The organism is Pseudomonas sp. CJQ_9 (genome assembly GCF_043106615.1).
Classification (GTDB): Bacteria; Pseudomonadota; Gammaproteobacteria; order Pseudomonadales; family Pseudomonadaceae; genus Aquipseudomonas; species Aquipseudomonas juntendi.
This window is the reverse complement of sequence record NZ_JBICMS010000011.1, coordinates 1-12,307: the sequence shown is the minus strand read 5'-3', so window position 1 is coordinate 12,307 and position 12,307 is coordinate 1. Positions and strand designations below refer to the sequence as shown.

11 protein-coding genes and 1 tRNA gene are annotated in these 12,307 nt (G+C 64.4%); 6 read left to right on the top strand and 6 right to left on the bottom strand.

Translation table 11 applies throughout. The features are described from left to right. Positions 1 to 153 precede the first annotated feature (153 nt). The 3 genes from ACF8SD_RS01740 to ACF8SD_RS01730 form a co-directional block, all read right to left on the bottom strand. Positions 154 to 1,311, bottom strand: a complete 1,158-nt coding sequence (locus ACF8SD_RS01740) for an MFS transporter (protein ID WP_054903914.1) — start codon at positions 1,309 to 1,311, stop codon at positions 154 to 156. Between the two features lie 83 nt (positions 1,312 to 1,394). Continuing rightward, the gene (locus tag ACF8SD_RS01735; protein ID WP_173887555.1) at positions 1,395 to 1,532 is read right to left on the bottom strand and encodes a hypothetical protein; all 138 of its coding nucleotides are present in this window, start codon (positions 1,530 to 1,532) and stop codon (positions 1,395 to 1,397) included. A gap of 106 nt (positions 1,533 to 1,638) precedes the next feature. After that, complete coding sequence (locus ACF8SD_RS01730; RefSeq protein ID WP_009686117.1) at positions 1,639 to 2,853, bottom strand: MFS transporter; 1,215 nt, start codon at positions 2,851 to 2,853, stop codon at positions 1,639 to 1,641. Between the two features lie 191 nt (positions 2,854 to 3,044). On the opposite strand from ACF8SD_RS01730, the gene ACF8SD_RS01725 reads away from it, so the two are divergent. After that, entirely contained in the window at positions 3,045 to 3,968 is a 924-nt protein-coding gene (locus ACF8SD_RS01725) for a FecR family protein (protein WP_392483453.1), read from the top strand. A 95-nt stretch (positions 3,969 to 4,063) separates the two neighbouring features. Continuing rightward, positions 4,064 to 4,140, top strand: a tRNA-Met gene (locus ACF8SD_RS01720). Between the two features lie 78 nt (positions 4,141 to 4,218). Here the strand turns inward: ACF8SD_RS01720 and ACF8SD_RS01715 are convergent. Then, positions 4,219 to 4,746 carry a D-Ala-D-Ala carboxypeptidase family metallohydrolase gene (locus ACF8SD_RS01715; protein ID WP_392483452.1) on the bottom strand — a complete coding sequence of 176 codons (528 nt, stop codon included), beginning with the start codon at positions 4,744 to 4,746 and terminating at the stop codon, positions 4,219 to 4,221. Between the two features lie 118 nt (positions 4,747 to 4,864). On the opposite strand from ACF8SD_RS01715, the gene ACF8SD_RS01710 reads away from it, so the two are divergent. After that, positions 4,865 to 6,022: a hypothetical protein gene (locus ACF8SD_RS01710; RefSeq protein WP_392483451.1), complete on the top strand. Its 1,158-nt coding sequence runs from the start codon at positions 4,865 to 4,867 to the stop codon at positions 6,020 to 6,022. A 53-nt stretch (positions 6,023 to 6,075) separates the two neighbouring features. Here the strand turns inward: ACF8SD_RS01710 and rimI are convergent, their stop codons facing one another. Further along, entirely contained in the window at positions 6,076 to 6,531 is a 456-nt protein-coding gene (gene rimI / locus ACF8SD_RS01705) for a ribosomal protein S18-alanine N-acetyltransferase (protein WP_029887538.1), read from the bottom strand. Further along, on the bottom strand, positions 6,528 to 7,313 hold the full coding sequence (locus ACF8SD_RS01700; RefSeq protein WP_392483450.1) for an energy transducer TonB: 786 nt from the start codon (positions 7,311 to 7,313) through the stop codon (positions 6,528 to 6,530). The genes rimI and ACF8SD_RS01700 overlap by 4 nt, the downstream gene beginning before the upstream one ends. A 144-nt stretch (positions 7,314 to 7,457) precedes the next feature. Between ACF8SD_RS01700 and mksB the strand changes: the two genes are divergently transcribed. Genes mksB through mksF form a run of 3 tightly spaced genes read left to right on the top strand, consistent with a single transcriptional unit; the run spans position 7,458 to position 12,272 of the window. Next, a complete protein-coding gene (mksB, locus tag ACF8SD_RS01695; protein WP_009686111.1) occupies positions 7,458 to 8,747 on the top strand; it encodes an Mks condensin complex protein MksB in 1,290 nt (429 codons plus the stop codon). Then, on the top strand, positions 8,737 to 9,444 hold the full coding sequence (gene mksE / locus ACF8SD_RS01690; protein WP_392483449.1) for an Mks condensin complex protein MksE: 708 nt from the start codon (positions 8,737 to 8,739) through the stop codon (positions 9,442 to 9,444). Before mksB ends, mksE begins: the two co-directional genes overlap by 11 nt. Next, positions 9,441 to 12,272, top strand: a complete 2,832-nt coding sequence (gene mksF, locus ACF8SD_RS01685) for an Mks condensin complex protein MksF (protein WP_392483448.1) — start codon at positions 9,441 to 9,443, stop codon at positions 12,270 to 12,272. Before mksE ends, mksF begins: the two co-directional genes overlap by 4 nt. Positions 12,273 to 12,307 lie beyond the last annotated feature (35 nt).

Genomic DNA, 12,307 nt, shown 5'->3' with positions numbered 1-12,307 from the left:
CACCGTATTCGCGGGTGAACCCGTTCCTACATCGATCAATGATGCCGGCCCGGCCCCGCAGGGCTACCGGCCACCCCAGCCCGTTGTAGAAGCGGCCTTGTATCGCGATGGGCCGCAAAGCGGCCATTTATGACCGAAGCAACCCCGAAGCCGTCAGTCCGCCAACGCGCGCAGGCGGCCCGCAGCCCGAAACGACTGCCGGGCAAAGCACACGAACAGCCCGGCCATCAGCGCCAGCGCCATTGGCAGGCCATGCGGCGCCACGCCCATCGCCGCACCACTGACCAGCGGCCCGACCAGGCTGCCAACGCCCCACAGCAGGCCCACGCTGGCATTGGCGGTCACCAGGTCCTGGCCCTTGAAGCGCTGGCCGATCAGCACCAACGCCAAGGTATAGATCCCCCCGGCCACCGCCCCCAGCACCACCAGCAACGGCCACAACAGCCAGGTCAGGTCCAGCAACCATGGCAAACCTATACCGATCGACATCGCCACCAGCCCGCACACCAGGTGCAGCCCGGTGCGCTCGACCCGATCGGCCAGCCAGCCCAGCGGCAGCTGGAACAACATGTCACCAGCAAACACCACCGTCACCATCAATGCCGCCACCCCCACGGCGAAGCCATGACTGCTGGCGTACACCGGCAGCAACGACAGCACCACGGCATCGAAGAACGAGAAAAACAGCACCGCCATGCACAACGCCGGCGCTACCCGGAAGAACCCCGCCAGGCCAAAGCTTTTCTCGCCTTCTTCGTGCGCCACATGGTCATTGGGCACCGTCAGCACGATGCACAGCAAGGCCAGGCCGTAGCCAACAGTGACCACGCCGGTGATCCATGGGCTGTCCGCACCCAATACTGCCAGCATGGCCGGGCCGAGCACCTGGAAGCCGGTAAAGCTGGTGGCATACAGGGCCATGATCTTGCCGCGGTTGTGCTCCGGGCACAGTTCGTTGACCCACGACTCGCCCAGGATGATGGCGATACCCATGCCCAGCCCCAGGCCAAGGCGCAGCAGCGCCAGCAGCCACAGCGAGCCAAAGGCCGCTTCGAGCAGGGCGATGCTGAGTGTGCACAGGCTGAAACACAGCAGGTAGATGGTGCGCCGGGTGAGGTGGCGGCAGCAGGCATCGACCAGGAATGCCGAAAGCATCATGCCGGCAGCAGGAATAGCCGAGATGATGCCGATTTCCAAGGTGCCCGCCCCTGCTTCATGCAGGCGCAACGAAACCAGGGGCAGGCTCGCCCCCAGGCTGAAACCCACGACCGAAACGGCGAACAACAGGCCCGCCAGCAAACGCATGTTCATGTACCACTCCTTGCAAACCGGAAAAACGTGCAGACACAGGCGCGCAGGCCAAAGTGGCCAGCGGCGCGAACGCGCAGATCAGGTCAGGCGAGGTGTGGCGAGAAGGTGAAGGCAAACAGCACGCTGCGACGGCGCTTGAGTACCGTGTCGCTCGGCCACGCATGGCGCAAGCCCTGACGGGCAGGCTGGCGGGCGCTGGGCAGTGACGGGGTACGGCGCATTGCTTGGCTACTACGCAGGTGGCTGGGGAAAGTGGCGGCACTCTAGGCCAAGGACAGTCCGGTCGTCAATCGGCAGGGGCCGCCGCGTGCAGCGGCCCCGACGAAATCAGCGCTTGCCGGTATTGGGCAGGAACACCGCCAGCAATCCGAACAGCGGCAGGAACGAACAGACGCCATAGACGTATTCGATGCCCCGCAAGTCTGCCACGTACCCCAGCAGCGCCGCACCGATGCCGCCGAAGCCGAACATCAGGCCGAAGAAGATGCCGGCAATCATGCCCACGCTGCCTGGCACGAGCTCCTGCGCATACACCACGATGGCGGAAAACGCCGAAGCCAGAATGAAGCCGATCACCACGCTCAGTACCGTGGTCCAGAACAGATCGGCATAGGGCAGCGCCAGGGTGAACGGGGTCACGCCCAGGATCGAGAACCAGATCACCGCCTTGCGCCCGATACGGTCACCGATCGGCCCGCCGAAGAAGGTCCCCGCCGCCACGGCCCCCAGGAACAGGAACAGGTGCAACTGCGAGCTGGCCACCGATACCGCGAATTTCTCGATCAGGTAGAAAGTGAAGTAGCTGGTGAAGCTGGCCATGTAGAAGTACTTGGAGAACACCAGCAGGCCCAACACGATCAGCGCCACGATCACCCGCTGGCGGGAGATGCCATGGGTGGCCTGCACCGCCTTGCGTGCCTTGGCCTGGTTGAGGTGTTCCTTGTACCAGCCACGCAGCATCAGGGTTACGCCAAGGAAGAACAACGCCGCCAGGCCGAACCAGGCGACGTGGGTCTGGCCGAACGGAATGACGATGGCCGCCGCCAGCAACGGGCCCAGCGCCGAACCGGTGTTACCCCCCACCTGGAAGGTTGACTGGGCCAGGCCAAAGCGCCCGCCCGAGGCCAGCCGCGCGATGCGCGATGTTTCGGGGTGGAAGGTGGAGGAACCGATGCCCACCAGTGCCGACGCCAGCAGGATCATCGGGAAGCTGCCGACGAACGCCAGCATCACGATCCCAACCAGGGTGCACAAGGTACCCAGCGGCAGCAGGTTCGGTGCTGGCCGACGGTCGGTGAAAAAGCCGACCCAGGGCTGCAACAGCGAGGCGGTGATCTGGAACGTCAGGGTGATCATGCCGATCTGGGCGAAGCTCAAGTTGTAATTGGCCTTGAGCATCGGGTAGATCGCCGGCAGTACCGACTGGATCAGGTCGTTGATCAGGTGCGCCAGCGCGCAGAAACCGATGATACGCATCACCAGCGGCGTGGCCTGGTTGGCCGGTGCCTGGCTGGATGCGGTGGAGGCGCTACTGGTGGCCATTTGCCTAAATCTCCGTCCTTAGGTTTGGGATCCGATTATCGGGAAACAAATAGATACTTAGCTACCTTTTTTTCCCTCTGTCGCGACGTTCTTGAAAATGGTTCTCAATATAATTAGCATCCTTGTCTACTTCTCCTGTCATCGTTGGGCCCGCTGGCCCCTCTCGCGAGCAGACCGTACCCATGAGCCCGATGCCCGCCAAACAGCTGCAACCCCACCCCGAGCAGGAAGCGCTCGAGTGGTTCTCGGCGTTGCGCCACCCCAACTGTGACGACGCCCAGCGCCAGGCCTTCGTGGCCTGGTGCCAAGCCGCTGAAAACGCCGAGGCCTATGCCGAGCTGGAGCGTTTCTGGCAGCAGGTGCAGCCCCCACCCGCCCGCCCTCACCCACGGCAGCTACGCGAGCGCCGCAATCACCTGGGCAAATGGGTGGCGCTGGTCTTTCTCCTGGGCCTGGCCGCCGCAGCCTACCTGTACTGGCCATTGATGCAGCGCCTGGCCAGTGAGCTGCACACCGATGCCGGTGAGCGGCGGCGCACACGCCTGGCCGATGGCACAACCTTGAACCTGGACAGCGCCAGTGCGATGAATGTCGACCTGCGCGGTCGTACCCGCCAGTTGCACCTGGTACAGGGCCAGGTATACATGCAGGTGGCGCTCGATGGGCGCGCCCTGGAGGTGGCAGTGGGTAACGCACGCATCCAGGTGTTCGGCACCCGCCTGCAAGTCGCCCGCCACGCCAACCATGACGAACTGGTGGTCATCAGTGGCAAAGCCCTGGTCGTGCTGGGGGGGGAGCAGCGCCTGGTCTCCACCGGTGAAGGGGTAACGTTCGATGGCACGCGCATCCATGCGGTACGCCCAGCGGACCTGAAAACCGTAGACAGTTGGCGCAGCGGCTACCTGAAGGCCAGCGACATGCCGCTGGGGCAGGTGCTGGAGCGCCTGGCCAGCTACCAGGGCCAGCGGGTATGGCTCATGGATGAACAACTGGCCCATCGCCGTGTAAGCGGCGATTTCAACCTCGACCGCGCCGGGGAAACCCTGCAATCCCTGGCCGCCGCCCAGCATTTGCAGCTGCAGGGCGTGCTCGGGCACTGGCTGGTGGTGCGCTAGAAGCGGCCCTAGCCGCTAAGTTTTTGAAAGCGTGCAAATTTTTTTTGAAATGAGTGTTGACAGGGGGGGCCTTCAAGAGAATAATGCGCGCCATCGGCTACATAGCTCAGTTGGTTAGAGCATAGCATTCATAATGCTGGGGTCCGGGGTTCAAGTCCCTGTGTAGCCACCAAACAAGACGAAGGGCTTACCGCAAGGTAAGCCCTTTTTCTTTGCCTGCAGAAAAGCCCCGATCTATTTGACTGGGTTATCACCGGGGGCAGAAAGACGAACCAGAGCCGCCATCACCACCCCAGGTGCGATAACCCGCAGTATCGATGTGGATGCGCCCGCTCGGATAGCGCCCCAGGCCCATGTTCCAGTCCCGGCCATGCTGCTGCCAGAAGCGGCACAGTGGATAGGGGTCGGCCCAGGCAGGCAGCAGCATGTCGACCGCGAAAGCGCGGGTATGGGCACTGCCCACGGCGCCACCCGCGCAGCGATTGAGCTCGGGGCTGCGATAGGCCGACACCACTTCAAACTGGCGCAAGATACCAAGCCCCTCGAGCGCATCGAGCAACGACAACGTGGAACGCACCGCCGGCCAGTTATCGGCTGGCGGTACCGCGAACGGTGAGGCATGGCACAACTTCCAGTCCGACGCCGAACGCAGCAACTGGTGGATAGGCACAACGCCATAAAGACGCGCATCCACCAGCATCTCGCGAAACGGCCGGGTCTGATGGTCGCCCGCCCACTGCGCGAACATCCCTACGTCGCGCTCGTCCGTCAGTGCCATGGTGCTCGACAGCACACCCGCAGCCAGTAGCAACCCGCTTGCTCTTCTCTTTCCCACGCCCAGTGCCTCAGTATGAGCACGGCCGCCACCGCAGCAGGCCACTGACAAGGAGTTAAGCATGCACAACACGTTCTTACCGAGCCTCGCCGCCCTTGCCTTCAGCGGCCTGGCGCTGGCCGACGCACGCATCGACCTGGGCGACACCCAGCGCGTCACCCGCCTGTTCGCCTTCCCCAACAACTGCCACGTTGTCTGCTACCGCGACTGGACCCTGGAGCAGACCGTTGAGCACTACCTGACCCAGAGCGTACGCCGCGACGGCCATGCCAACGCCCAGGTGCGCGTCAGCCGCGAGCAGGACCAACTGCATGCCACCATCACCGACGTGCCCGCCAATTATGTCGAGCCCCTGCGCAAGCTGCTGGACAGCGGCGAGCTGGCCTACAACGGTGCCAGCCAGCTGAACAAGGATGGCAAATGGTCCTACGACTGGTACCTGTTCCTGCCGCTGGGCATGGCCCTGCAGAACCGCCGCAGCATCGAGCTGCTGCACTTCCCGCCGGACTATTCGTTGACCCAGGCCCAGGACTACCTGCGCTCCAATACCACCGACCGCTGGGCGCAACTGCTGACCTTCAACGGCGTCGACGCCAGCCAGACGCCGGCCTACCAGACCATCATCGACATCGCCCCGATCGCGGCCCCGGCCAGTGCAGGCGATGCCTTGGCAGGCACCTACGGCTACTTCAAGGACTATCAGCTGCGCATGGTCAAGGAGATGGCCCTGCAGACCACCACCAAGCCACTGCCCATAGTCGCCTTCGGTGCGCCGGTGCGCAGCTGGATCCAGCAACAGTACGGACCACAGGTGAATGTGCTGGGGCTGGTCAGCATCAGCCCGCAAGCGGGCGCGCAGGTGCCGGTGCTAGGCGCCAACCACCCGAGTGCGATCTGGTATGCGGCAAACAAGGACAGCCATGGCGGTGATCAGGATGCAGCCGATGCGGCCGGGCTGAAGATGATGGGGCAGGACTTGACCGCGGCCTGCTGGCAGGCAGGAATGGGGCGTAACCCGGGGGCCGAGCCAAAGATGACCCTGGAGGCTTGCTCAAGCAAGTGGCAGGTCACACAGAAGAAACAGACCTGTGAGCTGTTCTTCCGCACGGTGCGCAATTTCACGCCGGAACAGGCGGCGGCGAAATGCAATACCGGGGAGATGACCAGGAACCTGCGGGGCCTGCGCAAGCCGATCGAGGCAATGCCGCCGCAGCGGTGAGCCACTTGCCGCCCCTTCATGGGCAAGCCCACGAAGGGGCGGTCAAGCCTCACTCAGTCTTCAAGCAGGGTGCACGCCATCACCAGGGCATCTTCACGGCCACCCGCCACTGGGTAATAGTCACGGCGACGGCCGATTTCATTGAAGCCGTAGCGCTCGTACAAGCGGTAGGCCGACTGGTTGCTGGCGCGTACTTCCAGGAAGCATTCGCGGCCATTGAGCTGGTAGGCACGGGCCATCAGGTGCTCCAGCAGGCGCAGGCCCAGGCCGCAACCCTGGTTCTCGGGTTTGACGGTAATGTTGAGCAGGTGCGCTTCGTCGATGATCACGTTGATCACCCCATGGCCCACTTGCTGCTCGCCATCGAACATCAGCCAGACTTCGTAGGATTTGAGCGCATCCTGGAAAATCCCGCGGGTCCAGGGATGGCTGAACGCGGCATATTCGATCTTAAGTACGGCATCCAGATCCGCCTCGGTCATCGGGCGAAAACTGATCGAGTCACTCATTCAACGCTCTTCCAGCGCGCCATCAGCTGGCGCATGGCTTTCCAGACGTCCGCCTTGCGCTGCGGCTCGTCCATCAACAGTTCAAGGCCCGGCAAGACCCAGGCGTCGCCCAGGCCGTCGAGCTTCAGGGTTTGGTAGTAGGCCTGGGCGTCGGCGTTGGCGGCAAAGCGCACCGCTGGCAGGCCCACCAGCCAGAGGCAGGCGCACGGCGCGTCTTCCAGGCGCGCCTGGACAAAGCCCTGGACAAAATCACGCGCCGCCTCCGGGCCCTGGTCCATGTTGCCGCGTACCAGCAACGGCCAGCGCACCGGCTCGCCGATGATCTGCGGTGCATCAGGTAGCCCGGCGGCGCGCAGCATGTCCTTGAGCAGCAGGTAGGACGGGTCGCGGCTCTGGAACGGCTGGCCGGTGGCCAGCTCGACCAGCAGCAGGCAACTGCCGGCGCGCAGCAACTGCAGCGCGAAACGCGGCGGTGGCACCGGCGCCGGCCTTGGTGGTGCGGGTTGCGCCTCGGCCTCGACCGCCTTGACCGCCGGCTTGGGCCCACTGCCGGGCCGCGGGATCTCGATTTTGGGCCGCTCGGCGGAGCGCGCCTGGGGCGCGATTGGCTTTTCGTTGCCAGGGGGGGCCGGCCGCACATCGAAATCGAGGTCCTCGACCGGGGCCACCGGCAGCAGCAACTCGGGGCGCGACGGCGCAGCGAATGGCAGTTCGGCGCGCGGCAGCCAGTGCACCACTTGCATGGCGGAAAGGAAGGCGCGGCGGCGAGGTTCGGTGAGCAAGGGGCGGGGTCCGAGGGGTGGAGGCAGTTGGGCATTCTAACGTGTACGCCTTGGTTTTTGCAGCGTCTATCAGACCGAGGGGTGAAACCCTACCCCCCGGATGCAGTACAATCGCCCCTTTTTCTTGGCAACGAGTCGAAGCCAATGATCGAACCCAAGCGCGTCCTGCGCGCCCTAGCCGAACACTGGGCCCTGATCGAGCCGCTGTGCGAGCGTTTCGACCAGGGCACCCTGAGCCTGGTCGAGCTGCGCCAGCATGTGGCCCGCCAGCAAGTAGAAAGCACCCCGCAGGACATCACCCAGCTGCTCGACGTGTGGATCCGCCTGGACATCCTGGTCCCGGTGGCCAAAAGCCCGAACCGTTTCGAGCTCAATGCGCAGATACACGACTTTCTCGCCTACCTGCGCCGCGAGCACCGGCTGGGCCTGTGCCTGGAGATCGAAGCCTACCTGCGCCACCTGGAACGCCTTGCCGGGCACATCCAGGACGCCTTCGACAACCGCGACAGCGACGACCTGGCGCGCCAGCTGCGCCTGCTCGACATGCGCGTGCGCGATGTGCTGAAAAAGCTCGACAACGACGAGCAGGCGCTGGTGGCCGTGGCCGAACGGGCCAAGACCAGCAACCGCCAGATCCCGCTGCGCCAGCGCTATGCCGAGGTCCTGGCAACCTGGGACGAGTACGTCGAGCCGATGATCCAGCTGGTCAACGCCGACGGCGCCTTCGAGCAAGGCGTGCGCAAGGTCGAGACCGTGCTGCTCAAGCTGCTGGGCGAACAGGCGCGCCTGGGCCACCTGGTCGATGACGACATGCTGCTGCGCACCCATGCGCGCATCCTGGAGATGCAGACCAACGCTCAGCTCACCCTGCGCCACGCCCGCGAACTGCTGTTGCCGCTGCGCGAAGAAGCCCGTCGGCACAACGCCGTGACCCGTGGTGCCGCACTGGCCCTGTCGGTGATCCGGCGCAAGGGCCTGGATGCCGTGCCGCAAGCGGCAATGCCGATGTTTACCCGCCCGCAAAGCACCTTCCTCGGCAGTGCCAGCCAGGTCGAAGCCTACGTGTACGCCCTCGCCCGCTTCGAGCCCAAGCCGGCACGCTTCCCCAAGGCCCACAAGACGCAGTCCGGTGCCCTGCCCCGCGCCCCGCGCACGGTCAAGGAAATGGCCGAACGTTGCGAACAGGCGCTGCCCCTGCCCGACCTGATGGTCTGGCTGCTGGAGCAGGAGCCCGAAGGCGCCACCGACGAGTTGCTGTACTGGTTCTCACGCCTGTCGCGGGAAAAGCGCTTCAAGCGCGAACGCCTGGACCGGCGCGAGTACACCACCCAGGAACACTTGGTCAGCCTGCGCTCGTTCGCCCTGACCTCCAGCCGCGAAGACGCCAACAGCGCGCCTACCGACCCCAACGCGAGCCCAGCCCATGCATCTTGATCTTTCCGAACTGTCCCAGCTCGCGCCGATCTTCCGCGAGCTGTTCAAAGGCTTTCACATCAGCCGTCGCGACCCCGAGCTGTACGCTCAGCTGTCGAACTTCCAGGACCAATACCGCACCCTGTTCAAGGCCCTGGGTTTCGAGCTGGTGTGCGACACCCGTGGTTTCTACTACTTCGTCCCGGAGATGACCGCCGCGCAGGTCAACAAGACCGCACAACGCCTGTCGCTGTTCACCTTCATCCTGGTCGAGCACCTGGCTGACCAGGGCCGTGACCCCATGGCAGTGCTGGACGGCGGCAGTATCGGCCGCGACGAGCTGCCCTCGCTGCTGGACAAGTACCGCGACCTGTTCCTGCAGGCTGAAGTGCAGACCGTCGACGAGCTTGAAGAAAAGATCCTGCGGCGCATGACCCAGCTGGGCTTCGCCCACGAAGAAGGTGGCATCTACCGCTTCCTGCCGCCCATGCACCGTTTTCTCGACGTGTGCCTGTCGGTGCAGCAGGACCGCGACCTGGCCGCCACGCTGCACAGCGACCTGCCGCTACCGACCCCGGTATTGGTCGAGGAAGAAAGCGCCGAGGAACTCAACCGCACCGACGACCCGCTGGACCTCACGCCGTTCGACGGCGAGGAAAGCGAAGAGGACGCCCTGGCCCGGGCCATCCGCGAAGAGCAACAGGAGATTGACGCATGAGCCAGGAACGCTACGGCATCCGCCGCTTTGCACTGCTCAACACTGCAGGCTACAGCCTTGGCCTGTTCCCGCTGGAGCACCCGCTGTCGGTCTACGGCGCCAACAACCTGGGCAAATCGGCGTCGATCAACGCGCTGCAGTTCCCGATCCTGGCACGCATGTCAGACATGAGCTTCGGCAAGTACAGCCTCGAGCAGTCGCGCCGCTTCTATTTTGCCAGCGACACCTCGTACATTCTCTGCGAACTGAGCCTGCCCCATGGCCCCCACGTGATTGGCGTGGTCGGCCGCGGGCCGGGCGGTGGTTTCGGTCACCAGTTCTTCGCCTACAAGGGCGAACTGGACCTGGCCCATTACCAGAAGAACGACACCTGCCTGCGCCAGAAAGAGCTCTTCACCAACCTCGAGCGCCTGGGCATAAAAGCTTACGAGGTCAAGCCCGACGAGCTGCGCCGGCTGCTGGTCGGCGGCCACACGTCGGTGCCGCTGGACCTGACCATGATCCCGCTGCGCTCCACCAGCGAGCAAAGCCTGAAAACCTTCCGCGCACTGTTCATCAACCTGCTGCACATGCGCGAGATCACTGCGGCCAAGCTCAAGCAACTGTTCCTCGATGCCTTCGAGCACAGCCTGCGCTCGGGCAGCGTCGACTACATCGCCGCCTGCGAAGAGGCCTTCCGCGACGTACGCCGCATGGAACAGGACTACAACGCCCTGGTCGCGGCCGGCCCGCTGGTCGAGGCGCTGGCGGGTGGCGTGGCCCAGCGTGACATCCTGCGCGGCAAGCTGCACCGCATTTCCCCGGTGCTCGACACCTTGCTGGGCACCTGGCAGGAATACGCCATGGCGCGCAAGGAAGAGCTGGTGATCCAGGCCGAGCACTACCGTGGCGAGCAGGACCGCCTGCAGAACGACCAGCGCGGCGGCACCCAGGAGCTGATGCGCCTGGAGCGCGAAATCACCGGTATCCAGCGCTGGCTGGGTGAGCTGTCGGTCCTCAAGCACCGCTTTGCGCTGGTCGATGACGTGAAGGTGCTGGAGCAGCAATTGCTGGCAGCCAAGGACGCGCACGACGAACTGGCCGGTGCCCTGGCCCAGTCGCGGCAGTTCAGCGCCGAAGACCTCGACGAGCGTGTGCGCGACCTGGAAAAGCGCCTGAAGCAGGTCAAGCAGCAGCTCGACCATGCCGACAACAACAGCTATGCGCGCCTGCGCGAAGAGTTCTCGCAGCAGGACGTCGACCGCCTGATGCGCCTGTTCAACGGTGCGCTGTTCAGCCTGCCATTGGGCGAGCGCGGCATCGAGCTGGACGACAGCGACCTGTGGGTAAAATCGCTGGAAGCGGTGCTCGACGGCTTCAAGGGCGAGCGTTTCGAGGCGCCGGGCCTGGCCATCGACCTGACCAACATAGACCCACCGGCCCTGCAGGCCCTGGCCGACCGCGCCGCCCTGCGCGACCAGAAAGAGCGCCTGGAGAAGGAGCTGAAACAGCTCAAGACCCAGCAGGCCGTAGCCGCCGACCGCTCGGCCTCCAAGGCCCAGACCGAAACCCTGTATCAGCAAGTGCTGGACGCCCAGAAGGCCCTGGAAGACTACCGCCGCAGCCAGACCCTCGCTGCCGAAGAGCCGGAAAAACTCGAGCAACTGTCGCAACTGGAAGCCGCCCAGGACGAGCGCAAGCGCTCCAGCGACGCGTTCACCGAACGCGTCCAGCAACTGTCGGCCAAGCTGCAGCTGGTCGGCCGCCAGCTCGGCGACCTCGAGTCCAAGCAGCGCACCCTGGAGGACGCCCTGCGCCGCCGCCAACTGCTGCCGGCCGACCTGCCCTACGGTAAGCCTTTCATGGAAGCCATCGACGATTCGATGGACAACCTGCTGCCGTTGCTTAACGACTACCAGGACAGCTGGCAGAGCCTGCAGCGCGTCGATAACCAGATTGAGGCACTGTATGCCCAGGTGCGCCTGAAAGGCGTGGCCAAGTTCGACAGTGAAGACGACATGGAGCGCCGTCTGCAATTGCTGGTGAACGCCTATGCGCACCGCACCGACGAAGCCCTGACCCTGGCCAAGGCCCGCCGCGCGGCGGTGACCGACATCGCCCGCACCCTGCGCAACATCCGCAGCGACTACGACAGCCTTGAGCACCAGCTGGCGCTGTTCAACCGCGAGATCAACAAGCGCCAGGTATCCAACCTGGAAAGCTTCCGCGTGGTGCTGGCGCCGAACAAGGAAGCGCTCAAGCATATCGACCAGATCATCCACAGTGCCGGCCAGTACGAGGAAGGCGAAACCCTGTCGGTGTTCGACCTGACCCAGAGCGCCGAGCAGGACAACAAGAACGAAGAGGCCAAGGAGTACCTGGCGCGTCTGGTGGCGGCCAACCACAACCAACTGGGTTTGAAGGACCTGTTCGAGCTGGCGTTCGAGATCACCAAGGTCAACGGCCAGCCGGTCATCCATGCCGACATCGATGGCGCGGCGTCCAACGGCACCACCATGACCATCAAGGCGCTGACCAACATGTACCTGTTGCTGCACCTGATGGACCGCGACCTGGCAGGTCGTATTCGCCTGCCGTACTACCTGGACGAAGCGGCCGACATCGACGAGCGCAACCAGGCGGCACTGCTGGAAACCAGCCTGCAGCTTGGCTTCGTACCGATTCTGGCAAGCGTGAAGCCCCAGGTATCGGCGCGGGTGGCGATCGACCTGGAAGGTGGCAGCGGGCCGAATGGCATCTACATCGACGAGGCGGACTGGAAGTTCATCAGCCGGCTGGATGAGGTGAAAGCGGTTGTGCGTGAGGATCAGGCCGAAGAGTTGGCCTGAGGAACCTGGGGCCGCTTTGCGGCCCTTTCGCGGGT